The 25,647-nt window shown below is 70.9% G+C and carries 16 protein-coding genes; 9 read left to right on the top strand and 7 right to left on the bottom strand.

What is annotated here, in order from left to right; genetic code table 11:
- Positions 1-138: 138 nt before the first annotated feature.
- The 3 genes from ACGFYP_RS28655 to ACGFYP_RS28645 are packed head-to-tail and all read right to left on the bottom strand — an operon-like array spanning position 139 to position 3,837.
- A complete protein-coding gene (locus ACGFYP_RS28655) occupies positions 139-1,194 on the bottom strand; it encodes an ABC transporter ATP-binding protein (RefSeq protein ID WP_393499419.1) in 1,056 nt (351 codons plus the stop codon).
- Entirely contained in the window at positions 1,191-2,816 is a 1,626-nt protein-coding gene (locus ACGFYP_RS28650) for an ABC transporter permease (RefSeq protein ID WP_393499416.1), read from the bottom strand. Before ACGFYP_RS28650 ends, ACGFYP_RS28655 begins: the two co-directional genes overlap by 4 nt.
- A gap of 1 nt (position 2,817) precedes the next feature.
- A complete protein-coding gene (locus ACGFYP_RS28645; RefSeq protein ID WP_393499413.1) occupies positions 2,818-3,837 on the bottom strand; it encodes an iron ABC transporter substrate-binding protein in 1,020 nt (339 codons plus the stop codon).
- 225 nt (positions 3,838-4,062) lie between these two features.
- Here ACGFYP_RS28645 and ACGFYP_RS28640 point away from each other — a divergent pair, with 225 nt between their 5' ends.
- Positions 4,063-6,654 (top strand): AMP-binding protein, encoded by a 2,592-nt coding sequence (locus ACGFYP_RS28640; protein ID WP_393499410.1) that lies wholly within the window; start codon positions 4,063-4,065, stop codon positions 6,652-6,654.
- A 33-nt stretch (positions 6,655-6,687) separates the two neighbouring features.
- On the opposite strand, the gene ACGFYP_RS28635 is transcribed toward ACGFYP_RS28640, so the two are convergent.
- Together ACGFYP_RS28635 and ACGFYP_RS28630 are read right to left on the bottom strand one after the other, a co-directional pair.
- Positions 6,688-8,304 carry a phospholipase D family protein gene (locus tag ACGFYP_RS28635; RefSeq protein WP_393499407.1) on the bottom strand — a complete coding sequence of 539 codons (1,617 nt, stop codon included), beginning with the start codon at positions 8,302-8,304 and terminating at the stop codon, positions 6,688-6,690.
- A gap of 267 nt (positions 8,305-8,571) precedes the next feature.
- Positions 8,572-10,323 carry a lysyl oxidase family protein gene (locus ACGFYP_RS28630; RefSeq protein ID WP_393499404.1) on the bottom strand — a complete coding sequence of 584 codons (1,752 nt, stop codon included), beginning with the start codon at positions 10,321-10,323 and terminating at the stop codon, positions 8,572-8,574.
- 343 nt (positions 10,324-10,666) lie between these two features.
- Between ACGFYP_RS28630 and ACGFYP_RS28625 the strand changes: the two genes are divergently transcribed.
- The 8 genes from ACGFYP_RS28625 (at position 10,667) to ACGFYP_RS28590 (ending at position 22,926) form a co-directional block, all read left to right on the top strand.
- Positions 10,667-12,427, top strand: a complete 1,761-nt coding sequence (locus tag ACGFYP_RS28625) for a GMC oxidoreductase (RefSeq protein ID WP_393499401.1) — start codon at positions 10,667-10,669, stop codon at positions 12,425-12,427.
- A complete protein-coding gene (locus ACGFYP_RS28620) occupies positions 12,424-13,998 on the top strand; it encodes a patatin-like phospholipase family protein (protein ID WP_393499398.1) in 1,575 nt (524 codons plus the stop codon). The genes ACGFYP_RS28625 and ACGFYP_RS28620 overlap by 4 nt, the downstream gene beginning before the upstream one ends.
- A 16-nt stretch (positions 13,999-14,014) precedes the next feature.
- Positions 14,015-15,889, top strand: a complete 1,875-nt coding sequence (locus tag ACGFYP_RS28615) for a hypothetical protein (protein WP_393499395.1) — start codon at positions 14,015-14,017, stop codon at positions 15,887-15,889.
- 149 nt (positions 15,890-16,038) lie between these two features.
- Positions 16,039-16,917, top strand: coding sequence for a hypothetical protein (locus ACGFYP_RS28610; RefSeq protein WP_393499392.1), 879 nt, complete (start codon positions 16,039-16,041; stop codon positions 16,915-16,917).
- 372 nt (positions 16,918-17,289) lie between these two features.
- A complete protein-coding gene (locus ACGFYP_RS28605) occupies positions 17,290-18,375 on the top strand; it encodes a UDP-glucuronic acid decarboxylase family protein (protein WP_393499389.1) in 1,086 nt (361 codons plus the stop codon).
- A gap of 111 nt (positions 18,376-18,486) precedes the next feature.
- The gene (locus ACGFYP_RS28600) at positions 18,487-20,376 is read left to right on the top strand and encodes a glycosyltransferase family 2 protein (RefSeq protein WP_393499385.1); all 1,890 of its coding nucleotides are present in this window, start codon (positions 18,487-18,489) and stop codon (positions 20,374-20,376) included.
- A gap of 35 nt (positions 20,377-20,411) precedes the next feature.
- Entirely contained in the window at positions 20,412-21,434 is a 1,023-nt protein-coding gene (galE, locus tag ACGFYP_RS28595) for a UDP-glucose 4-epimerase GalE (RefSeq protein WP_393499382.1), read from the top strand.
- A gap of 55 nt (positions 21,435-21,489) precedes the next feature.
- Positions 21,490-22,926, top strand: coding sequence for a UDP-glucose dehydrogenase family protein (locus ACGFYP_RS28590; protein WP_393499379.1), 1,437 nt, complete (start codon positions 21,490-21,492; stop codon positions 22,924-22,926).
- A gap of 88 nt (positions 22,927-23,014) precedes the next feature.
- On the opposite strand, the gene ACGFYP_RS28585 is transcribed toward ACGFYP_RS28590, so the two are convergent.
- Positions 23,015-24,664, bottom strand: a complete 1,650-nt coding sequence (locus ACGFYP_RS28585) for a right-handed parallel beta-helix repeat-containing protein (RefSeq protein WP_393499376.1) — start codon at positions 24,662-24,664, stop codon at positions 23,015-23,017.
- 192 nt (positions 24,665-24,856) lie between these two features.
- A complete protein-coding gene (locus ACGFYP_RS28580; RefSeq protein WP_393499373.1) occupies positions 24,857-25,387 on the bottom strand; it encodes a MarR family winged helix-turn-helix transcriptional regulator in 531 nt (176 codons plus the stop codon).
- Between the last annotated feature and the right edge of the window lie 260 nt (positions 25,388-25,647).

The following is a 25,647-nucleotide window of genomic DNA, read 5'->3' as shown; positions in this document are numbered from 1 at the left end:
TCGTTCCCCGACGACATGCCCGTCTCCTTCCTCACCGGCACCCCTCTGCCTGCCTGCTACGGACGATGGCAGGGCGAGCGTCAGCCTACTGACCTGGGGTAGGGAGCAAAGGCGAACGCACCGATGCCTGACGGACGGCTACTTGCCTCCCACCAGCGGTGCGTGCAGGGTGGCCTCGCCCGTGACGCGGATGCCGGTCCTGGCGCCCGGGTGTACCTGGAGCGGTCCCGGGGCCCGGATCTCGATCTGCTGATCCAGTCCGTCGACGGAGACGGTGACCATGGAGTCGTGGCCGTAGAAGCGGACGTCTGTGACGGTGCCTCGGGCGGTCGCCTCGTCAAGTCCGGTGAGGTGGAACTGTTCGGGGCGGAGGAGGACGAGCCCCTCGCGCAGGCCCCCGGGGGCGGCGGTGAGGGGGATGCGGCCCAGTGCAGTGGTGGCGGTGTTCTCGTCGGCCGTGCCGGTGACGAAGACGGCGTCGCCGACGAAGGAGGCCACCCAGGGATCGGCGGGGCGTCGGTAGAGCTCCTCGGGGGTGGCGCACTGGGCGACGCGGCCGTCGCGGACGACGGCGACGACGTCGGCCGTGGAGAGGGCCTCCTGCTGGTCGTGGGTGACGAGGACCGCCGTGGCGCCGCTGGCCCGGAGTACGGCGCGGACCTCTGCCCGTACGGCCCCGCGCAGTCCGCTGTCGAGGGCGCTGAACGGCTCGTCGAGGAGGACGAGATGGGGTGCGGGGGCGAGGGCGCGAGCCAGGGCGACGCGCTGCTGCTGGCCGCCGGACAGTTCGTGCGGCATCCGGTCGCCGTAGCCGGCGAGACCGACGAGGTCCAGCATCTCCTCGACACGCTTCGCGCGGGCCCCGCGCTCCGTTCCGGTCAGGCCGAAGGCCACGTTGCGGGCCACGCTCAGGTGCGGGAAGAGCGCGCCTTCCTGGGGGACGATGCCGATGCGGCGACGCTCGGGCGGGAGGTGGACGCCGGGACCGACGAGCGTGCGCCCGGCGACGGTGACGGTGCCCGCGTCGGCGCGCAGGAAGCCGGCGATCACCCGCAGCAGCGTGGTCTTGCCGCAGCCGGACGGCCCCAGGACGGCGGCGAGGTGCCCGCCCTGGACCGTGAGGTCGAGGCCGTCGAGGACCGTGGCGCCCGGACCGTACGACTTGACCACGCCACTGACCTGGAGGTCGTTCATGTGCGGTGCCTTCCGAGGAGGTAGGAGGGGACGGCGGCCAGCAGGATGAGCAGGGCGGCGTACGGGGCCGCGGCGGCGAAGGATCCGGTGCCGGTCTCCGTCCAGAGCCGGGTGGCCAGGGTGTCCATGCCGGTGGGGCGCAGCAGCAGGGTGGCGGGCAGTTCCTTCATGCAGACGACGAAGGTGAGGGCCGCGCCGGCGGCGACGCCCGGTGCGGCGAGCGGAACGGTGACTTCGCGCAGCACGCCGAAGGGGGTACGGCCCAGGGAGCGGGCGACGTCGTCCAGTACGGGTGGGGCCTGGAGTACGGCGGCGCGGGTGGCGGCCACCGCGACGGGCAGGAAGAGGACCGCGTAGGCGCAGATCAGCAGCGGGGTCTCCTGGTACAGCGGCCGGGCGTAGCGGACCGCGAAGAAGACCAGGGCGAGCGCGACGGTGATGCCGGGTACGGCGTGGCCCGCGTAGGCGGCCTGTTCCAGGAGGTGGGCGAGCCGGCCGCGGTGGCGGGCCGCGATGACGCCGACTGGCAGGGCGAGCAGGGTGGTGAGCGCGGCGCCCGCGGCGGCGACGCCGAGGGTGGTGAGCGCGGTGCTGGTGAGGGTGGCCGGGTCCCAGGTCGCGGAGGAGCCGACGGCGAGCCAGTACCCCAGGGTGGCGAGCGGGAAGCCGACGGCGGCCGCGACGACGGCTCCGCACCAGGCGAGGGCGGGCAGCCGCAGTCGTCCGAGCGCGGCGGGGACGGCCCGCCGGGCGGTTCCCGCTCCGGTGCGGGAGTACCCGGCCCGGCCGCGGGTGCGGGTCTCCGCCGCGACGAGCGCGATGGTCATGAGGACGAGCACGGCGCTGAGCGCGGCCGCCGGGGTGCGGTCGAAGCTGGCGCGGTAGGAGGTGTAGATGCCCCGGGTGAAGGTGTCGTACCGCATGAGAGAAACGGCGCCGAAGTCCGAGAGCACGTAGAGCGCGACGAGCAGTCCGCCGCCCGCCGCGGCCGGCCTCAGCTGGGGAAGGGTGACGCTGAGGAAGGTACGCAGGGGCCCGCGTCCGAGTGAGCGGGCGACCTCCTCGTGCCCGGGGTCGGTGCCGCGCAGGGCGGCGGCGACCGGCAGGTAGACGTACGGGAAACTCGCGAGGGTCAGCGCGAGGGCCGAGCCCGTGAACCCGGCGAGCGAGGGGGCCGCGGAGAGCCAGGCGAAGGCGGTGACGTAGCTGGGCACGGCCAGGGGCAGGGTCACGAGGACCGACCAGACGCGGGCGCCGGGGAGGGCCGTGCGCGTGGTCAGCCAGGCCAGGGAGATGCCCAGGAGCAGGCAGGCCGCGACGACGGTGGCGGTCAGGCCGAGGCTGCGCAGGAGCAGTTGGCCGGTGCGGTCGTCGGCGATGACGTCCCAGGCGAAGGCGGGGCCGTGTTCGAGGGCGCGTACGGCGAGGTAGCCGAGGGGCAGGACGGCGAGGGCTGCCGCGAGGCAGGCGGGCACGATCAGGACCCACGAGGGTCTGGAGGCGCGGTCCGGGCGGCTGTCGGCACGCTTACGGTCGGCGGCACGCTTCCGCCCGACGGGCGCGGGGGCGCTCGCCGGGCGGGAGTCGTGACGCGTCCGGACCGGGGAATCCGGTGAGGTCACGTCAGACCAGTCCGGCTTCCTGGAGCATGGCCAGGGTTTCCTTGAGCGAGTCGAGCTTGCCGAGGTCGATCTTCGGCGGCTGGAGGGTCTCCAGCGGCGGGACGCCCGCCGCGGACTTCACACCGGCGGCGAGGGGGTACTCCTTGGTCTCCTCGGCGAAGTAGCTCTGGGACTCGGCGGAGAGCAGGAAGTCGACGGCCTTCTGCGCATAGGCGGCCTGCTTGGCATCGGCGCCCTTGAGAATGCCCACGCCGGCCACGTTGACGAGGCCGCCCGGGTCGCCCTTGGGCAGGTAGTGGATCTTGGCCTTGATCTTGTCGGCGCCCTTCTCGGCCACCTGCTCGTACCAGTAGTAGTGGTTGAGCAGGCCGAGGGAGACCTCGCCCTTGTCGACGGCTTCGAGGACCTTGAGGTTGTTCTCGTACGACGTGGGCTCGTTGGCCTTGAGGCCCTTGAGCCAGGTGCGGGTGGCCTCGTCGCCCTCCAGGACGCGCATGCCGGTGACGAACGCCTGGAAGGAGGCGTTGGTCGGCACGAAACCGATCTTGCCCTTCCACTCGGGCTTCACGAGCTCGTGCACGCTGTTCGGCGGCGTCGAGACCTGGTCGGGGTTGTACCCGAGGACGCGCACACGCCCGCTGACGCCGGTCCAGTCGCCGGCCGAACCACGATAGGCGGGGTCGACCTTGTCGAGGGTGGCCTTGGGGAGCGGGGCCAGGCGCTGCTCCTTGGAGAGCGCTCCGAGGGCTCCGGCGTCCTGGGAGAGGAAGAGCCCGGCCTCGGTCTTGTCGCCCTCCTCCAGGAGCTGGGCGGACAGCTCGGCGCTGTCGCCGTACCGGACCTCGACGTTGGTGCCGAGGCTGTTCTCCAGCTTCTCGATGAGCGGCTTCACCAGGTTCTCGTTACGGCCGGAGTAGATGACCAGTCCGGCCGGTTCGTCGCTGCCGCAGCTTGCGAGCGCGGGGACGAGGAGGGCTGCCGCGGTGAGCGCGGTCAGCGTGCGAGCCAAGGGGCGGCGCATGTGTGGTGATGCCTTCCTGCTGTGCCGATCGCTGCCCTCGCCCACGGCGATCGGGGGCTGCGACGAGCGACGATGAGCTACGGGGAGAACCTGTGAATACCGCATTGATAAGGTAAAGCTAACCTAATGGTCAAGCCAGAATTTGATAACGGACCGGCCGCAAATGGGCATCCAGTGACACCACCCCCTCTTCTCGGATAGGAAAGCCTTACCTACGATGCGCCCGTGACGCTCCTCCCCACCCCGCCCATCGGCGGCCACGCCCTCCCCCTCGCCCACGGACTCGCGCTGCACGGCGACCGCACCGCTCTGGTCACCGCCGAGGGCGAGGTCTCCTACGGCGAGTTGGCCCGGCGGGTCGCGGACACCGCCCGGCGACTCGGCCCCGGACGTCGCCTCGTGCTCCTCCCCGGCGCCAACACCGTCGGCGCGCTCGTCGTTCACCTGGCCGCGCTCTCGGCGGGCCACCCCGTGCTGCTCGTCCCCGGCGACCACCCGGAGGCCGTGGCGGCGCTGACCGCCGCCTACGACCCCGACGTCGTCGCCCATCCGGACTCCGGCTCCGACTCCGGCGAGTGGCGGATCGAGGAGCGGCGCACCGGCTCCGCACACTCCTTCCACCCCGACCTCGCCCTGCTGCTGAGCACCTCGGGCTCGACCGGCTCCCCCAAGCTCGTCCGGCTCTCGTACGACAACCTCCAGGCCAACGCCGAGTCGATCGCCACGTACCTGGGAATCCGAGACACCGACCGAGCGGCGACGACCCTGCCGATGCACTACTGCTACGGCCTGTCCGTCGTCCACAGCCACCTGCTGCGCGGCGCCGGCCTCGTCCTCACCGAACTCTCGGTCGCCGACGCCTGCTTCTGGGACCTCTTCCGCACCGCCCGCGGCACCGCCCTGGCCGGAGTCCCGTACACCTTCGACCTCCTCGACCGGGTCGGCTTCGCGGAGATGGACCTGCCGCACCTGCGGTACGTCACCCAGGCGGGCGGCCGCCTGGCCCCCGAACGCGTCACCCACTACGCCGAACTGGGGCAGCGACGCGGCTGGGACCTCTTCGTCATGTACGGCCAGACCGAGGCGACCGCCCGCATGGCCTACCTGCCGCCGGAGCTCGCGACCGCGCATCCGGGAACGATCGGCGTACCCGTGCCCGGCGGTTCGTTCTCCCTCGAAGCCGTCGACGAGACCTCCGGCTCCGGGGCGGACGTCGGTGAACTCGTCTACGCGGGCCCGAACGTCATGCTGGGCTACGCCCACACCCCCGACGACCTCGCCCTCGGCCGCACCGTCGACACCCTGCGCACCGGAGACCTGGCCCGGCGCACGGACGCGGGCCTGTACGAGATCGTCGGCCGCCGCAGCCGCTTCGTGAAGATCCTCGGTCTGCGGATCGACCCCCAGCAGGTCGAGACGATGCTCGCATCGCGCCACGGCCTGAGCGTGCTGTGCTCGGGGGACGACGAGGGGCTCACCCTCGCCGTGGTGCGCGAGCCGCGGTGGGACGAACGGCGGATCCGAAGACGCGTCATGGAGGAGTTCGGCCTGCCGGCGCGTGCGATACACGTCCACCTGCTGCCCGAACTCCCCCGCCTGCCCACGGGCAAGCCCGACTACCAGGCCGTCCGCGCCCTGAGCCGGCCGCACGACGCCGGAGTCCTGCCCGGTGGCGCGGGCCCCGACGACCTGTGCGCTCTCTACGCCCGCATCCTGGACCGTACGGATGTGACACCCGACAGCACGTTCGTCGCGCTCGGCGGCGACTCCCTGTCCTACGTCGAGATGTCACTCCAGCTCGAAGAGCGCCTCGGTCATCTGCCCACGAGCTGGCACACGACGCCGATCAGCGAACTGCGGGCCCCCGAGCGGAAGAACCGGGGCGGGCGCAGGTCCCTGGAGACCAGCGTCGCTCTGCGCGCGGTGGCGATCGTGTGCGTCGTCGGCTCGCACATACAGCTCTTCGAGCTCCGGGGCGGCGCTCACCTGCTGCTCGCGGTGGCCGGTTTCAACTTCGCCCGCTTCCTGCTCACCTCCGCCGAGCGGCGCGAACGCGTCCGGCGGACGGGGCGGAGCATCGCGCGCATCGCACTTCCGTGCGTGGCCTGGACCGCCTTCGCGATCCTGATCGGCGCCGACTACGACATCAACAACGTCCTCCTGCTGCACAACGCCCTCTTCCCCCAGGACACGGGACCCCGAATCCACCTGTGGTTCGTGGAAGCCCTGGTCTACATCCTGCTCGCCACCCTCGCCCTGCTGGCCCTGCCCACCCTCGACCGGGCCGAACGGCGTTTCCCGTACGGTCTCCCCGTCGCCCTCGTCGCGCTCGGCCTGCTCACCCGCTACGAGCTGGTCGGCCTTCCCGAGCGCGCCCACATCACCGACGCCGTCACCGTGTTCTGGCTGTTCGCCCTCGGCTGGGCGGCCGCCAGGGCCCGCACGACACCCCATCGGCTGCTCGTCACCCTCGCCGCACTCGCCACGGTCCCGGGCTTCTTCCCCGGCGAGCCCCGGCGCGAGGCGTTCGTCCTCATCGGCTTCGTCCTGCTGGTGTGGTTCCCCACGCTCCCCAGCCACCACCGGATCAACCAGGTGGCAGGGCTCCTCGCCGCCGGCTCGCTCTCCATCTATCTGACGCACTGGCAGATCTACCCGATCCTGGACGACGTCTCCAAGCCCCTGTCGCTGGTCACGGCCCTCCTCTTCGGCATCGCCTACGCCAAGGGCGCGGACCGTCTGACCCGAAGGCTGCAACCGCTGCCTCGCCTTGCCGCGCTGCGTACGGCGTGGGGCGGCGGCCACCGGAAACCCTGAGAGGCATCGGACGTACGGGTGGGGTGTGGTTCGTCAGTACGTGTTGTGGCGGCGCAGTCCGACCGGGCGCCCGTCCGGGTCGACCAGGAGACGGTACGGCGGCAGCGCGAGGCTGCGCGTCAGGCGGGACATGTCGGGTGGGCGGTAGGCGCGCAGGCGGCCGGGCGGTCGTGGGGTGTGACGGCCGCTCGCGTACCAGGCGTCCAGGGCCTCCGCGCTCGCGGTGAAGGAGGCGAAGGCTTGCTCCGGATCGCACAGCTCCTCAGGGGTGAAGCGCGCGTCCGGCTTCCCGGCGTCCAGGTGCTCCTGGGAGAGCTCCAGGCGCAGGTCCCGTGCGAAACGGCGGACGCGGTCGCCCAGGCCGGCGGGGTCGTGTGGCTTCCGCCGGTCCACGCGTTCGTCCAGGACCACGCAGTTGAGTTCCGAATCGTGGGTCCAGGAACGGAGGTTGATGTTGTCCGAGCCGACCGAGGCCCACACGTCGTCGATCACGCACACCTTGGCGTGCACGTACACGGGCGTCCCGGAGGCGTTCTCCAACCCGTACACGGCCACCCGGCTGCCTCCCGCGCGGCGCAGTCTTTCGAGTGCCGTGACACGTCCGACGAGGTTCATCGGACGGGTGAGCCGTCCGTCCTGCTCGGGGACGGTGGGTATGACGGCGATCAGACGCAGGCCGGGATTCTCGTGCAGGGCCCGGGCGAAGAACCCCACGACGTTCGGGGACCACAGGTACTGGTCCTCCAGGTAGATGAGCGATCGCGCCCGGCGCAGGGCCTTGAGGTAGCTGCGCGCGATGCTGCGTTCACCGTCGGGGGCGAAGGGGTAGCCGCGCAGCAGCCGGTTGGGATAGGTGCGCAGCACCTGCACGGAGTGGCTGCCGCAGGGAGGGGGGTCGGGCAGCTGTGGAGGGAGGGCGTCGGCTTCGGTGTCCTCGCGGTGCACCAGTGCGCGGAGGCGGACCATGGGGCTGCGGCTGAGGGGTGAGGGGTCCTCCCACCGCTCGCGGAAGCCGGCTTCGAGATCGCCGACGGCCGGGCCGCGGATGGCCAGCTGCACGTCGTGCCAGGGCGGCCGGGGGCCGTAGGCCGCCGCGAAGGGCAGCGTCTGGGGGTCGCCGTGGTGGGAGGCGTCGTCGTTGCGGCTGTGGCAGAGGTCGATACCGCCGATGTACGCGACGTCGAGGCCGGGTCGGCCCGGGTGGCGCAGGACGACGAGTTTCTGGTGGTGGGAGCCGCCGGGCCGCACCCGCATGTCCAGCAGACATTCGGCACCGGCTTCCTCCAGCTGCTCTCCCAGGTGACGGTTCTCGCTCTCGCTGAACTGGAGCGTGTCCAAGTGGGAGCGCCAGACAAGCCCCTTCACGATCACTCCGCGCGCTGCGGCTTCGCCCAGCACGGTGCCGATCTCCGTCCCGGCGCCGTGGAGGCGTTGGTCGGGGTCGCCGCGCCAGTCGGTGAAGAGCAGGAGGTCTCCGGCGTGCTGCGCTCTGACCGCACGGAGGAGTTCGGCGAAGTACACCGCACCGTGGACCAGCGGCGTGACGTCGTTGCCGCGGGTCCACGCGGCTCCGTCGGGGTGGCGGCTGTCCAGGCGGGTCGAACCGTTCCCACGTTCGCCTGCGGTGAGCATCCAGTCGCTGTCCTTCACGGTGGCCTCCACCCGGCGGCTACTCACTCCGCACGGCGCCGAAGCCGCGCCGCGGTGTCACGATCGGCGTCTCCCCCGGCCCGCGCGTCTCACTCGCCCCACCTGGGTCGAGCTGGGATCACACCCTCCGCCACCACACTCGGTAGCGTGTTCTTCACTCTGGGTGTACACACGAGCGGGTGGCGCAGCGTCTGCCGCGCCACCCGCTCTCTTCAGGTCAGGACGCCCGTCGTTCCGGGCCGCAGGGCCGAGCCGAATCGTGTGTGATCAGTTCGCGTTCACCAGGTCGTGCGCGGGGACGGTCACGGTCCGCTTGCCGGGCGTGCCACCGAGGACGATCTTCCGCAGGGCGCTGTTGTTGTCGAGGTTGGTCTCCTTCAGGCGCTTGGCCGGGTTGGCCAGCACCTGGATGTAGTAGGTGCCGTTGGGCACGTCCGTGATGTCGAAGGACTGGCCCGGCAGGTCCTGGCTGTAGGTGTCGCCGGAGCCGACGTCCAGCACCTCGCGGACGGAGATGGAGTTCTCCTGGCCGCAGGCGGTGGCCAGATCGGTGTTGTACGGGTGCCAGTTGGCGTTCTTCACCGTGTAGTCGACGGCGTCGGTGTTGGCCAGGCAGAAGGCCTCCTTGCCGCTGCGGACCGCTTCCTTCTGGTCCGCCTTCAGCAGCCGGTAGCTGGCGAAGTCGGTGAAGTGCCAGTGCACGTGGCCGGGGCGCGGGTCCCACTCCATGGTGCCGGTCGGGGTGTAGCCGACCTGCTTGCCGTTGGCGTCGTAGAAGTACTGGTAGGCGTCCATCTTGGCCTTCCCGGGCGAGCGGAAGCCGTCCACCACGAGCTGGGCCGGACCGGCGTTCCACACGTTGGCGCTGAAGGCCAGGTAGTCCTTGCCGGGGACGTCCTGATCGCCGTCGCTGATGGTGATGCCGTAGGCCGGCAGCGAGCGCAGGTCGGGCTTGGGTACGTCCGGGACGGAAGCCTTGCCGGTGGGCCGCTTGGCCATCGGCATGAGGGCGGGCGCCTTGCGGGAGCCGTCGGTCTGCCCGGCCGTGTCGCCGGCCTGCATCTCGGCGCGTGCGGCCTGCTGCTTCTTCAGCGCCCACGGCAGGGCAGGCGGCGCGGCCTTCAGCGGCCCGTGGCCCACGTTGTACGAGGGGCCCGCGCCGCTGGTCTCCGGTGCGCCGGCCTGGGCGGGCGTCGGGGCGTGCCCCGGCCCGTGCCCGGCGTGAGCGGACGGAGCCTGGTGGGCGGCGCCGTGTCCGGCGTGCTCCCCCGCGGTGGCGGACCGGGCGCCCGCAGCGCCGCCGCCGTCCTCCCAACTGCGCTCCTGGACGGTGACCTTGACCGTCGCGGGCTTGTCGGCGATTCCGAAGAGGTCCCGGTACTTCTTGGCGACCCCGACCTTGGCCGTGTACGTACCGGCGGCGAGCTTCACCGGCTGGGTGTAGGAACCGGCGTAGGTGTTGGCGGCCCACCCCTTCTCGACGCCCCACACGGAACCGAGGGTGAAGGGGTTGGTGGGGCAGCTCTCCGGATACTTCGAGGTGGAGGGCGCGTCGGGCCGGACCCGTCCGCTGGCGTTGTTCGGACAGAAGCTCTCCGCCCGACCGACGACCTTCTTGCCCGCCTTGTCGGTGACGGTGATCTCCGTGAACCCGGGCAGCCCGGAGAAGTCCTTCACGGTGCCCAGGGGCAGCGCCTTGACCTTGGCCTTGCCGCCCTCGTACACGGTCTGGCTGATGGTCACCGGGTCCTTGTAGGACTTCCGGGTCACCTTGAACTCCAGCGGTGTCCCCTCCGCGGTGAGGTAGGTGCCCAGGTCCAGGAAGACGCCCGGCTCCTCCTTCCACGAGGTGAGCGTGACCGAGTCGGTCGCCGCGATGAGACTCAGTTTGGGCCCTGGCGCGGCCTTCGCCTGCTCCGGCGTGGCGGCCATGAAGCCGACCGTCACTGCCATGACGGCGACGGCCGTGGTACCGACGAGCAGCGGACGCCGCCGCCGGATGGTGCGCGTAGTGGTCATCGTTCCCTCGTTCTCCGGATGCTGTGAGAAGGAAGCCGACAGCGGGCCACCGGGTCCGACGGGACAGGACGACCGTCCGGCCGGAGCGGTGAGAGGCACTCGCTGCGCCCGTGCGATGAGATGAGGGGACCGGATGCCCGGTTGTCCGGAGAGTCGAAATCGTCGCGACGTTGGCCGGATTGCGCTGCTGTGGGGGAAACCGACGGGTGCCGCTGCGTGGGGCGTCCCGGCGGGGCGGAGCGAGTGCAGGTGTCCATCGATCCCGCAACCTGGCGCGGCGGCCGTCCAGGTCGTCGCTTCGACGTGCGCGTGACGACACGTGGGTGAACCATGGGAAGGGGTCGTGCGTGCGGCAGCCGCAGACGGGGGGAAGTCAAGGCACAGGTTTCGGCTTCGGCTTCTAGAGGTGGCGAGCGTGGACGTCTTCGATGCCGTGGTCGTCGGGTCGGGTTTCGGTGGTTCCGTGACCGCGTATCGCCTGGCCCAGGCCGACCTTCGCGTCTGCCTTCTCGAAAGAGGAAAGCCGTTCCCGCCCGGATCCTTTCCACGGAGTCCCCACGAGACGGCCAAGAACTTCTGGGATCCGGATTCCCGGCTGTTCGGCATGTACGACATGTGGAGCTTCTCGAAGATGGACGCCCTGGTGTCCAGCGGGCTCGGCGGGGGTTCGTTGATCTACGCGAACGTACTGATCCGCAAGCCGGAGAGCTGGTTCGTGCACGAGTCGTTCGACGGCGGCTACGAGAACTGGCCCGTCACACGCGCGGACCTCGATCCGCACTACGGCTCGGTCGAGACCATGATGGGCGCGCGGAAGTACCCCCTCGACGTGGAGCCCTACCGGCGCACGCCCAAGACCCTCGCCATGCGGCAGGCGGCCGAGCGTCTTGGGCTTCCGTGGGAGCTTCCGCCGCTGGCCGTCTCCTTCGGAGACCCCCCGGTGCCGGGCGCTCCCCTCGCGGGTGGTGAGGACAATCTGCACCACAGCCCGCGCTATGCGTGCAGGCTGGTCGGGGAATGCGACCTGGGCTGCAACTTCGGCAGCAAGAACAGTCTGGATTTCACGTACCTCAGCGCCGCGAACCGCCTCGGGGCGGAGATCCGGACCCTGTGTGAGGTCCGCTCGTTCGAACCGGTCCGCGAGGGGTTCCTGGTCTCGTACATCGACCACCGCGCCGCCGGGGACGGAGACCCTTCGGCTCCTCCCGTGCAGCGAACCATCAGGGCCAGGCGGCTGATTCTCTCCGCCGGGACGCTCGGCACCACCTATCTGCTGCTGAGGAACCGCAGCGCCTTTCCCGCGCTCAGCCCGGCGCTGGGTACGCGATTCTCCGGGAACGGGGACTTTCTCGGACTGGTGTTCAAAGCACGGGAGAGGCGTCAGGACCGGCCGGGGGAGACGGTGCCGCACCTGCTCGAGCCCAGTTTCGGCCCGGTCATCACGAGCGCGATGCGGGTGGACCGCAAGGGGAGCGGCGAGCGGGACCGGGGGTTCTACATCGAGGACGCCGGGTACCCGGAATTCCTCAACTGGCTCGTCGAGCACAACGTCCTCACCATGTCCAGCAGGGTCGGGAGGTTCCTGCTGCGGCGCGGATGGTCGCAACTGACCGGGACCGCCAGGAGCCGTGTGGGACGACAGCTCGGTGACGCCATGGGCAAGGGACTGTTCACCGCGACGTCGCTGCCGTTGCTCGGCATGGGAAGGGACGTCCCCAACGGCCGGATGTTCCTCCGGGACGGGCACCTGGACCTCGACTGGAAACTGGCCGCGTCCGATGCGTACTTCGAGCAGATGAACGAGACCATGAGGAGCGTGTCCCACAGTCTCGGCGGGCGGTACGCTGCGAATCCCCTGTGGTTGCTCAACCGACTCATCACCGTGCATCCCGTGGGCGGTGCGCCGATGGGCCGCACCCCGCGGGAAGGCGTGGTGGACCCCTTCGGCCGTGTGTACGGCTGTCCCGGGTTGTCGATCGCCGACGGCTCGGTGCTGCCCGGCCCCGTCGGCCCGAATCCCTCGCTCACCATCGCGGCGCTGGCCGACCGGTCGGCCGACCGCATCATCGAGGACCATCAGCAGAACCCTGTGAGCCCCTCATGACGACGACCGGACAGGGCGCCGCGCCCCACAGCGGATCCCCGCGCAGATCCCTCATCCTCGCCGGCGGCGGGCTGAAGGTGGCCTACCAGGCAGGGGTCCTCCAAGTCCTCCTCGACGAGGCCGAGCTGACGTTCGATCATGTCGACGGCGCCAGCGGAGGCGTGTTCAACCTCGCGATGTACTGCCAGGGGATGTCCGGGCGCGAGATGGCGGACAACTGGCGCAAGCTCTCTCCGCTGAAGGGCGTCTCCCCGAACTGGCGGGAGCTGCCGAAGGGGCCGTACGCCCGTTCCCTCTTCACGCTCGACGGCTATCGGCGGCGTGTCTTCCCGGAGTGGGGGCTGGACTGGGACCGCATCCGGGCCACCGATCGGGAAGCCACGTTCAACCTCTACAACTTCAGCGCCAACGAGCTGGAGACGGTGACCGCCGACCGCATGGACGAGGAGCGCTTCTGTGCCGGGGTGGCGCTGCCCATGTGGTTCCCTCCGGTCGTCATCGACGGGCAGACCTACATCGACCCGGTCTATCTGACCGACGGGAACGTCGAGGAGGCGATCCGGCGGGGCTGTGACGAACTGTGGATCATCTGGACGGTCAGCCGACGCCACCGCTGGCGGGACGGCTTCGTGGCCAACTACTTCCACATCATCGAGACGACGGCCAACGGTCAGCTGCAGCACTGGCTGCGTCGGATCGAGGCCAGCAACGAGGCCATCCGCGGAGGGGGAGACGGAGAGTTCGGCCGGCTGATCGACGTCCGGCTGCTGAGCGCCGAGGTCCCCCTGAACTACCTCATCAACTTCAGCAGGGACCGTTTCGCCCAGGCCGTGGAGCTCGGGGTCCAGCGTGCTCGCCGTTGGTGCACGGCCCAGGGGATTGTCTGGAAGCCCGGCGCCCCTCCGGGCCGCCCCGACGACCCGACCCGTCTGCGCTTCACCGAACGCATGGTCGGCCGCGTCGTCTTCGGGGCGGACTCCGGGGAGGTCTCCGGGGAGGACGGCGTCCCGGAAGAGGTCTCGTCGGAGGGCCGGGCCACCGCCGACATCGCCGTGCACCTGACCGTCGACATCCGGGGAGTGGACCGCTTCCTCGTCGATCCGGAGCACGAGGGCTCGCTGTACGGAGAGGTCGTCTGCCAGGAGCTGGGCGGTCGCCTGCCCGTCGAACGGGGAACCTTCCAGCTGTTCGTGGAGCACTCCGACCCCCAGCACCTGCGGATGCGCTACCGCCTGTTCTTCACCGACCGGGCCGGCCACCCGCTCACGCTCAGCGGGTACAAGGACGTCAGTGAGGATTCCCGCCGGGGGGTCTGGAAGGACACGTCCGTCCTCCACACGCGCGTTCTCCGTGGCCACGTCGAAGCCGAGGCGGAGTCCGAAGCCGAGACGGTGGCCTCGGGAAGCGTGCACATCCGGCCCGCCGACTTCCTGAAGCAGCTCACCACCTTCCGGGTCGAGGCGCCGACGCTCTCCGGCAGGGTGACCACGCTGGGGCGCTTCGGGCAGTTCTTCTTCGGCAAGCTGTGGGACGTGTACGCGCAGAACGTCCTGCCCTGGTCTCCGCTGTGACCGAGGAGGAACCGTCGTGGACATCCATGAGTTGCGCAAGCACGCGGAGGCACTCAGGTTCACCCCTCAGGAGCCGGTGCGCTGGCTGGCACCGAAGGAGCTGATGCGAACGGCGGTCAAGGTCGGCCTTGCCGCCGTGTTCGCCGACTACTCGGACAAGCGCGAGATACAGGGTGCGCTCGAGGCCGGTCTCCTGCGGGCGCCGTTGGCGGATCCCCTCGCCCAGGAGATCTGGATCGACTTCGTCGCGGACCTCGGCGACGGGTTCGAGGCGACGGCCTCCGTGGCATCCGCCCTGGCGACGGACCGGCTCTCCGTCGCCGGGCCCGCTCCGCTCCCCCGTGGCTCGCTGCTCGTCCTCGGCGGGGACCAGGTCTACCCGGTGGCGTCGACGACCGCGTACGAGGACCGGATGAAGGGGCCCTACCGCGCCGCGCTCCCGTCGGCGCCGGACCAGCCGCTCATGGTCGCGCTGCCGGGCAACCACGACTGGTACGACGGACTCACCGCGTTCCTGCGGATGTTCGCCCAGGAGTCGCCCATCGGCGGCTGGCAGACCCGGCAGACCCGGAGCTACTTCGCCGTGGAGCTGCCGCAGCGCTGGTGGCTCGTCGGTCTTGACAGCCAACTCGGCTCCTACGTCGACAATCCGCAGCGGCGCTACTTCGAGACGCATCTCTCGCCGCGCCTGCTGCCGGGCGACAGCGTGATCGTCTGCTCGGCCGCGCCCACCTGGGTGGAGAGCGACGAGGAAGCCGACGCCTTCAACTCCCTGCACTGGTTCGACCGCACCATCGTAAGGACCCGTTTCGACCGGGCGACCAGGAAGCGTGAGGAGACGGGCGCGTCCATTCGGCTGTGGCTGACCGGCGACAGGCACCACTACGCCCGCTACGCGGAACGGCTGGCCGACGACGGGCCCGGAGCCGACGACGACGCCCTCCCTCCGGACCCCCGGCGGCGCCAGATGGTGACGTGCGGCCTCGGCGGTGCGTATCTGGCGGCCACGCACAGGCTGCCGAAGGCTCTGCCCCTGCCGCCGGTCGCCTCCCGCATACGGCAGAAGGACGACCCGCCGCCGGTGTTCTCCCTCGCACCGCACACGTACCCGGAGGCGACGGAGTCCCGCTCGCTGGCCCGCGCGATCGCCAAGCCGTGGTCGCGGCACTGGCTCCCCCGGCGCAACCCGGGATTCGCGGTCCTGGCCGGGGTGGTGCAGATGGTGCTCGCCCTGCTCATGAACGGCGCGTTCGCGCTGGCCGAGGGCAGGCACAACCCTGTCGGCGCCCTGCGGGCCGCCGACGGCGACGACCTGCTCGGCCTGCTCTGCGCGAGTGCCGGCTTCTTCGTCCTGCCCTTCGTGATCGGCTGGTGGACGGGGCTGCTGCGCGAACGGCGGCCCAGGGCACCGTCCGGTCCTGTCGTGGCCGTGCTGTTCCAGTTGGCGGTCACCGCCGCGGCGCTGACCGCCACCGTCGCCATCGCCCAACTCGTACCCTCCTCCTGGAACGGGCTCATCCACCTGGCGATCCTGCTGGTCGTCGCCGCCGTGGTGGGCGCGTCCCTCGGCTCCCAGCTCTTCGCCCTGTGGGTGCTGTGGACGAACCGGGGTCTGGTCGCCGAGTGGCAGATGTCCGGGCAGTCCATCGACGACCACAAGGGATTCGTCCGGATGCACATCGGACCGGACGGCGCACTCACCCTCTACCCGCTGGCGCTCGACGGCACCTGCAGGGACTGGCGCCTCGACGAGGCCGCGGACACCCTGGCCCCGTGGACGCGACCGGTGCCCGCGACACCACCGACCGTACGACTCATCGAGGAACCCGTCGTGATCGCGCGGCACGACCCGGGGCAACCTCCTCCTGCCCAGCCAGAAGACCCTGTGTGAGGCAGGGCGGGGTCGACTCGAGCGGCGGGCGCGACACGAGCGGAGAGTGTGCCCGCGCGGTGTGATGGTCTCGGGGATCCTGGCAGGAACCGTCCGTTCCGCACCCCGGGAGGTGTGTCGTCGACAGATCCGCCCGCGCGCTGTTGGGCGTGTACAAGGGGTTCGGCGCCGAGGCCGTGGCCGCGACGGTGCGGCACGAGGAACTGCTGGGCCGGCCCGTCGAGATCGGCAACGACTACCTGCCGCACGAGAGTTGGGCGTGGTTCGATCCGGCGACGATGCGCCGGGATCAGCTCGACCCGTGGCGCGCATGGCGGGACGAACGCCCGGGCTCGGCGTTCGTGTACGGGATTCCGCCGCTGGTCGAGGGATTCGACGGGGCGTTCGCGCGGGGGGTGGCGGGTGAGTTCGACGCCGCGTACGCGCGGGCGGCGCGGGCGATGGTGGAGTCGGGGCACGGCGACGCGGTCGTCCGGCTCGGCTGGGAGCCGAACAACCGGGCCATCGGCCCGTGGCAGGCGACGGACGACCCGGCGGGGTACGCGGCTCTGTTCCGGCACGTCGTCGACGTGTTCCGCGCGACGCCGGGGGCGTGCTTCACGTTCGAGCTGTCGAGCTCGCTCGGGGTACAGCCCGGACGGCGGCTTCGCGCCTTCGCCGACTACTACCCGGGGGACGGGTACGTCGACTGGCTGGGCATGAACGCCTATGACCTCAAGTGGGGCGACCCGGCGGTGACCCCGGCCGACCGCTGGTCCTGGATCCGGTGCCAGGAAGCGGGCCTCGACGCCCATGTGGCCTTCGTCCGCGCGCGGGGGAAACGCAATGTGTGCTCCGAGTGGGGTCTGTACCGCCGCGGAGACAGGTTCGCGGGCGGCGGGGACGGCACGTACTACCTCGATCGGATGGTCGAGTACTTCTCCTGGGGCCAGGTCGCGTACCAGTCGTACTTCGACCACGACTGGGGCGGCGGCACGCTGGCGGAGTTCCCCGCGGCGCGGGCCGCGTACGTGAGGCGGTTCGGGTGACCGAGCACGGGTGACCACGCATCTCCCCGCACATTTCGAACTCACGCACCTAGGTCACATGTGCAAATGACCCCATCCATCGATAGGGCATGCACGACCCGACCTCACACATGCGTGTGACCCTGACCGATTACGCCGTTCGAAAGCGGGATGAGCCCCGAACTGGGCTCAGACCCCGTGCGCTCCCCCGTGCGACACCCGCCGAACAGCCCAGCCCCCGAATTGCCTCCGCAAAAATAGCAACAGCCACCCATATTCTCGTCCCACGTTTCCGAGAGCGCTCCGTTCGTCGGCTCGTCCGGTCATCTGCCATTCACCTGTCCGTGCGAGCGGGGCATGAGGCCATTCCGCTTCTCATTCCTGGAGAAACACATGCGCGTTGCCGTGACCGGTGGCGGTGGTTTTCTTGGGTCACACTTGTGCGAGGCGCTTTTGCGGCGCGGCGACTCAGTGGTGTGCCTGGACAATTTCTCGACCGGCGACCCCGCGAACATCGCACACCTCCTGTCCGACCCGGCCTTCGAGTTCCAGCACGCGGACGTGAGCGTGTCCGTGGAGGTCGCCGGCCGCGTCGACGCCGTCGCCCACCTGGCGTCCCCCGCCTCCCCGCCCGACTATCTGCGCCGGCCGCTGGAGACCCTCGCGGTCGGCAGCCGGGGCACCGAGAACGCGCTGCGTCTGGCGCTGCGCCACGACGCCCGCTTCATCCTCGCGTCGACGAGCGAGATCTACGGCGATCCCCTGGTCCACCCGCAGGAGGAGTCGTACTGGGGCAACGTCAACTCCATCGGTCCGCGCAGCGTCTACGACGAGGCGAAACGATACGCCGAGGCGGTGTCGGCCGCGTACCGCCGCAGTCACTGCCTCGACGTCGGCATCGCACGGATCTTCAACACCTACGGCCCGCGGATGCGCCCGCACGACGGCCGTGTGGTGTCCAGCTTCATCACCCAGGCCCTGACCGGGGAACCGCTCACCATCTACGGCGACGGCAAGCAGACCCGCAGCTTCTGCTTCGTGGACGACCTGATCCGCGGTCTCCTCGCGCTCCTCGACTCGTCCGAGATGGGCCCGTTCAACCTCGGCAACCCGGTCGAGCGCACCGTCTCCGAGCTCGCCGAGATCGTGCTCGCGATGACCGGCTCGCCCTCCGAGGTGAAGTACCACCCGCTGCCGGTCGACGACCCGGTCCGCCGCCGCCCCGTGATCGACCGCGCCCGCGAGGTCCTCGGCTGGGAGCCGGAGGTCGACATCACCGACGGCCTTCGCCGGACCGTCGCGTACTTCAGCGCCCGCCAGGACCGGCTCGGCGCGTCGGCCGCGGCGATCCGCGGCGACCAGAGCGAGACCGTCCCGCTGGACGCGGCGACGTCCGCGGTCACGACGCCGCAGGCGATCCCCGGCCCGGCGGCCGCCGCCACCGGCGTGGCGTCCGGCTCACCCGCGTCGGGGAGCTGATCCGCGCGCCGCGGCCGAACGGTACGCCGACCCGGCCGCGGCGCCACCCCGACCCCCCGCTCCCTCTCCTGCCCCACGGCCCGCTTCGAACCGCCCGGAGAACTCGCTGTCATGACGTCGTTGGAGCAAGGTCCCGCGCTCGGGACCGGCACCGCCCAGGATCCCCCGGTCATCTCCCCCGCCCCCGGCTCACCGGAGGAATGGGCGGCGCTGGGGAACGAGATCACGGCCCTCTCGAACGGCTCGGTGGCCTCCATCGGCCCGGACGGCCCCGTCCTGGCGATGCCCCGGCACAACTTCGAGACCCTCCCGAGCAGCTTCGTGCGGGCGTTCTCCCGGGGCGACCGCTTCCTGGTCGCGCTGCTCTCCCTGGGCTGGGCGGCCTGCCTGGTCTGGTTCTGGGTGTGGTGGCTCCAGCCGTCCCACCGGGTCGGCTGGATCGGCCTGGTCGTCAACAGCGCCCTGCTGCTCTACCTGGCCTACCTGCCGGTGCACTTCCTGATCGCGCTGATCCGGATGCGGCGCTTCGACCCGGCCGTCGAGGTGCCCGCCCTGCGCACCGCGTTCGTCGTCACCCGCGCCCCGTCCGAGCACTGGGACATCGCCCGGGCGACCCTGGAGGCGATGCTCCACCAGGAGTTCCCGTACGCCTACGACGTCTGGCTCTGCGACGAGGACCCCAGTGAGGAGGTCCTCGACTGGTGCCGGGCCAACGGCGTCGGCCTCTCGTGCCGGCGCGGCCGCGCCGACTACCACCGGGCCGACTGGCCGCGGCGGACCCGGTGCAAGGAGGGCAACCTCGCCTACTTCTACGACCACTGGGGTTACGAGCGCTACGACGTCGTCGCCCAGCTCGACTGCGACCACGTGCCGCACCCTCGGTACCTCGCCGAGGTGGTCCGCCCCTTCGCCGACCCGGCCATCGGCTATGTCGCCGCCCCCAGCGTCTGCGACGCCAACGCCGACCAGTCCTGGGCTGCCCGCGGCCGGCTTCAGCGCGAGGCCCTCTTCCACGGCCCCGTGCAGCTCGGCTACTCCGCCGGCCTCGCCCCGCTGTGCATCGGCTCCCACTACGCCGTGCGCACCCGGGCGCTGCGGGACATCGGCGGCCTCGGCCCCGAGCTCGCCGAGGACTTCTCGACCTCCTTCCTGCTCAACTCGGCAGGCTGGCAGGGCGCGTTCGCGATCGACGCGGAGGCACACGGCGACGGCCCGATCACCTTCGGCGCGATGATCACCCAGGAGTTCCAGTGGTCGCGCAGCCTGGCGGTGATGCTCTTCGGGATGCTGCCGCGCCACCTGAGCCGTATGCCCGGCAAGCTGCGCCTGCGGTTCTCCTGCGCGCTCCTCTACTACCCGCTGCTCGCCCTGACGACCACCCTCGGGATCCTGCTGCCGCCGATCGCGGCGCTCACCGGCATCCCGTGGATCCACGTCAACTACTTCGAGTTCCTGGCCCGCTTCTGGACCATGTCCGTCTGGCTGATGCTGCTCACCCTGCTCTGCCGCCGGCGCGGCCTGCTGCGCCCCAAGGACTCCCCCGTCGTCAGCTGGGAGATCTGGCTCTTCGGTCTCGCCCGCTGGCCGTACGTCGCCTGGGGTGTCGGCGCGGCCCTGATGCAGAAGCTGCGGCCCCGTCCGATCACCTTCAAGGTCACGCCGAAGGAGCGCGACGGTCTCGAGCGGCTGCCGCTGCGCGCCGTGGCCCCCTACCTGCTGATCACCACGGTCCTGTCGAGCACCGCCGTGATCGGCCAGTTCACCGGTCCCGCCGTGGGCTATGTCTTCCTCTGCATCCTCGGCGCCTTCTCGTACACGGCGGTGACGCTCGCGGTCGGCGCGCTGCACATCGGCGAGACGGCACGCGCCGCGGGCGTCCCGCGTCACCGCGCGCTGCGGACCGCCGCCGTCCCGCTCTCCGCCGGACTGCTCTCCGCGGTGCCCCTGGCGCTCGCCGTCGCCGTCTTCCCCACCTACCTCGCCGGCTTCTACGCCTGGTGACGGCCCTCGCGGCCGATCGAGAAATGAGGTTCCCCGTGCCCCAAACGGTCCTGGTCACCGGCGGCGCCGGTTTCATCGGCAGCCACACCTGTGTCGAGCTGCTCCGCTCCGGCCACGAGGTCGTCGTGCTCGACGACCATTCCAACAGCTCTCCCGAGGCCCTCGAACGCGTCGCGAAGATCGCGGGCCGCCCGATCGCCGCGAGCCACATCGCGGACGTGCGTGACCGGCGGGCCCTGGACGCCGTCTTCACGAGCCACCGGATCGACGCGGTGATCCACTTCGCCGCGAAGAAGGCCGTCGGCGAGTCGGTGCGGATCCCGCTCGCGTACTACGACATCAACGTCGGCGGCACCACCGCCCTGGTCTCGGCCATGCACGACCACGGGGTGCACCGGCTGGTGTTCTCGTCCTCCTGCTCGATCTACGGCGACGCGACGACCGTCCCGCTGACCGAGGACTCCCCTGCCTCGCCGACCAACCCGTACGCCACCACCAAGTGGACCTGCGAGCAGGTCCTCGCGGACCTGTGCCGGCACGTGCCCGAACTGCGCGTCCTGGCACTGCGGTACTTCAACCCGGCCGGGGCCCACCCCACCGGGCTGCTCGGCGAGGACCCGCGCGGCGTGCCGAACAACATCATGCCGTTCCTCTCCCAGATCGCCGTGGGCCGCCGCGACGAGCTGGACGTATTCGGCGACGACTACCCGACGCCCGACGGCACCGGGGTGCGCGACTACATCCACGTCGTCGACGTCGCCGAGGGGCACCGCGTGGCCCTCGACCACATCGACGACGAGCCCGGCATGCGGGTCTTCAACCTCGGCACCGGGCGCGGCGCTTCCGTCCTCGAGCTCGTGCGCACCTTCGAGAAGGTGTCGGGTCGACCGATCCCGCACCGGATCGTCGAGCGCCGGCCCGGCGACGTCGCGGAACTCGTCGCCGATCCGGCGAAGGTCACCGCGGCCTGGGGCTGGAGCGCGCGGCGCGACCTGGCCGAGATGTGCCGCGACGCGTGGACGTTCCAGCAGCAGAACCCGTACGGCTACGCCCCCTGACACGTCCCACCCGTCCCTCTCTCCCCACCTCCGCGCCCAGACAGGAGAACAGCGCATGCGGTTGACCGTCATCGGTACGGGATACCTCGGAGCTGTGCACGCCGCGTGCATGGCCAGCATCGGACACGACGTCCTAGGCGTCGACGTCGACATCGAGAAGATCACTGCGCTCGCCGAAGGCCGACCACCCTTCTACGAACCGGGTTTCGACGAGGTCCTGACCCAGGCGCTCGCCTCCGGACGCCTGCGCTTCGGCACCAGCCTGCGCGAGGCGGCCGCGCACGGCGAGGTCCACTTCATCTGCGTGGGCACCCCACAACAGGCCGGCTCCCAGGCGGCCGACCTGCGGTACGTGGACGCCGTCGTCGACGGGCTCGCGCCGCACCTGCCCGCGTCGTGCCTGGTGGTCGGCAAGTCCACCGTCCCGGTGGGCACGACCGCGCGCCTGACCACCCGTATCGCGGCTCTCGCGCCGCTGGGGGTGCGGGCGGAAGTGGCGTGGAACCCCGAGTTCCTGCGCGAGGGCTTCGCGGTCGAGGACACGCTGCGTCCTGACCGGCTCGTCGCGGGCGTGACCAGCCGGGAGGCCGACGAGACGCTGCGCCGGGTGTACGCCCCGATGCTGGAGGCGGGCGTCCCGTACATCAGCACCGACCCGAACACGGCCGAGCTGGTGAAGGTCGCGGCCAACTCCTTCCTCGCCACGAAGATCTCCTTCATCAACGCGATGGCCGAGGTCTGCGACGCGGCGGGCGCGGACGTGGTCACGCTCGCCGACGCCCTCGGCCACGACACCCGGATCGGCCGGCGGTTCCTCAACGCCGGTCTGGGCTTCGGCGGAGGCTGCCTGCCCAAGGACATCCGGGCGTTCGCCGCCCGCGCACAGGAGCTGGGCGTCGGTCCTGCGGTGGAGTTCCTCGACCAGGTCGACGAGATCAACCAACGCCAGCGGACCAGGACCGTCGCGCTCGCCCGTCAGATGGTCGGCGGCGACCTGACCCGCCGCCGGGTCACCGTCCTGGGCGCCACGTTCAAGCCGAACAGCGACGACGTGCGCGACTCACCGGCGTTGGCCGTCGCCATCGCGCTGCAGCGGCAGGGTGCCGACGTCCGGGTCCACGACCCGGAGGGCACCACGAACGCACGGCGCGCCCACCCGGAGCTGCGCTGCAGCACGGACCTGCTGACGGCGTGCCAGGGCGCGGAGATCGTCCTCCACCTCACCGAGTGGGGCCAGTACCGCGAGGTGGACCCGGTCAAGCTGGCCCGCGTGGTCCGCGAGCCGGTCCTCATCGACGGGAGGAACGCGCTCCCGCACGACACGTGGCGGGCCGCCGGCTGGACCGTCAAGGCGCTGGGCCGCCCCGCGTCGTCGGCCCGGCCGTCGGACGCCCAGGCCCGGGAGCCCCTGCGAGCCACGATCGCGTCCCCGGCCACCGAACCGGACCGCGCGGGGGCCATGGCCCCCGCGATGCCGACGAACATGGCCTAGATCCGTCTCGGAATGACCGGCTCTGCCCTGCGCTCATGGTCCTCGACCGGAAGCGCAGGGCAGAGCCGTGTGACGTCCTTCGGTTCTCCTACGGTGCGACGTCGTCAGCGGTGCGCGTCTGCGCGGCCCCGGCCGTCAGTGACTGCGGGACCCGGTTGCCGAAGTAGTCCAGGGGGCCCACGTCGACGCCCAACTCCTCCGGGTCCAGGCCGACGGGCACCTCGTCCTGGCAGTCCGGCACCAGGTTCATGGGTCCTGCCCCGTCGGTGGTCGGGGCGGCCAGACCGAGCAGGCACGGGTCGTCGCTGGAGCCGGTCGGCTCGCCGTCGAGCGTTTCCTGGCGGGAGGTGGTGCGCCAGAGGTCCAGCGCCTTGAAGCGCCGGGTGCCCCACTCCAGCGACCAAGGGCCCGTGCTGTAGTAGACGTTGCCCTGGAGCCGGAGCGTGCTGGGCTTGTAGGACGACTGGGCCTCGATCAGGGGGCCGCCGTCGGTGGCGAAGATGTTGTTGTGGACGCGCACGCCGCGCATGCCGTCGCGCAGCCGCAGCGCCGGAGGCCGCTTCCCCGCGACCTCCGAGGAGGCCAGGTCCTCCGACCGCATCACCACCGTGTTGTGGTAGATGTCCAGGTTCGTCAGGCGGGAACCGTAGGCGACGATGCCGCCGTACTCGGGCAGCTTCCGTGCGTCGTCCCAGCTCATGTTGAAGCGGACGATGTTGTTCTTGTGGGCGCCGGTCGCCTGGCCGGAGTAGATGAGGAAGCCCGGGCCGTCGTTGTCGTACGCGAGGTTGTACTGCATGACCGACGAGGAAACGTTGTTGTCGAGGCCGAATCCGCCGCCGTCGACCCGCGAGCCGGTGCGGTTGCGGTAGGACCTGTTGTTCTCCAGGACCACTCGGGTGGAGTCGTACGCCCAGATCCCCTCGGGGCCCTCATCGGCGTCGGCGGCGGACCTCGTGCCGTTGTCGTGGGCCACCGAGCGCATCACCTTCGCGTCCCGGACACTGCCGAGCGTGATGCCGCTGCCGGTGTTGCGCTCGTCGCTCTTCGGGTCGCCCGTGTTGGAGTACGCCTTGACCCGCTCGATGCGGAGCCCCGAGTGCGCGTAGGCAGGGCGGTCCGCATCGAACTCGGGCCCGTAGAAGACGAGTCCGCCCTCGAGGTTGTGATGCACGGAGACGTCGCTGATCCGTACGTCGCTGTAGCCCGCGACGGCGTCCTTCTCCGCGCCGATGCTGATCCCGTTCTGGAAGCCCCTCGCCTCCACGTTCGTGATCCTGACGTGGTCGAGTCGCCGGTCGCCGGGGAGGCTGTTGCGGAAGGCGATCCCGACCCCTTCTCGCAGGCCTTGGCGGTCACCGACAAGCGAGACGTTCCTGATCTCCACGCCGCCGGTGTTGCGCACGGTGATGGCGGACGTGCCGCGTGGCGCGATCGTGGCGCGGCCGGTGCCGTACGACTCGATCACGACCGGCTCCGTCGAGCTGCCCGCCTCGTCCTGTCCGAGGGTGACGCTGCCGCGGAACCGCTCGCCGCCCTTGAGCCGGAGGCGGTCGCCCGGCTGGTAGCGCACGCCGTTCGCATGGTCGAGGGTCCGCCAGGGCTTCTCCGGCGAGAGGCCGTCGTTCTCGTCGTCGCCGTCGGGACTCACGTAGAAGGTGTACGGACCTCCTGTGGCGGGGCGGGCCGGCCGGTAGACCCCGGGCACGTCGCATCCTGTCAGCAGCAGAAGCACCATGGCCGAGACTCCAGCGGCCGTCCTCGTGGTCCGGCTCAGCTTCACCGCGTTCAAGCGCACCCCCTGGGCGTTCCTGGGTCACATCAAGCACACAACGCAACAGACTGCCAGAAACGGGGCATTCGAAACGCCGACGACGGCGCGGCATCCGAGTCACATGCGCCGCGGCCGAGACTTCGGCCGCGGCTGTCGTCACTCGGCCGGGGGCTCGTCCGAGGCCAGGATGGATGCCTCCAGCTTGCCGAGGAGGCGGGCGATCTGGCGGCGTTCGGCCGGTGACAGGCCCGCGAGCATCCGCTGCTCGTTGTCGAGGTGCTCGGCGAAGACGGCGTCCACCGTCGCCAGGCCCTTGTCGGTGAGACGGGAGTAGACGATTCGACGGTCGCCGGCGTCGCGTTCGCGGACGATCAGGCCGTCCTTCTCCAGGCGGTCGATCCGCAGGGTCACACCGGCCGACGAGACAAGCCCGGAGTCGGCGAGCTGGCCCGCGGTGAGCCGGTAGGGCTCGCCGGCCCGTCGCAGGGCGGTCAGCACGTCGAAGCCGGCCACCGACAGGCCGTGCCGCTCGATGGAGGCGGTGAGCCGGGTGCTGTAGCGGAGGAAGGAGCGGTGGAGCCGGGCGAGCACTTCGAGCGGACTCGTGTCCAGGTCAGGCCGTTCGCGCGCCCAGTCGTCGATCACCTTCGCCACGGCGTCCTGGTCCGCCGACTTCGATGCACCCATCCCCAACCCCTCGTACGACGCCCGCCACAACCTCGCGAGTTCTCACGGTGCTGAGAATCTTACCCCTGAGGGTTTGGAAAGGGGGGTGGGGGGGGGGGGGGGGGGGGGGGGGGGGGGGGGGCCCGGCCCCCCCCCCCCCCCCCCCCCCCCCCCCCCCCCCCCCCCCCGCGCCGTGCCGGGCGGCGGCCGCGACGAACCGCGCCGTACCGGGCGGCAACCGCGACGACCGGTGCCCCGACGAAGAGACCCCCGCTAGTCCG

This window comes from Streptomyces sp. NPDC048370 (assembly GCF_043200825.1).
In the GTDB taxonomy this organism is placed as follows: Bacteria; Actinomycetota; Actinomycetes; order Streptomycetales; family Streptomycetaceae; genus Streptomyces.
The sequence above is the reverse complement of the archived record's forward strand: the minus strand, read 5'-3'. Positions and strand labels throughout refer to the sequence as shown.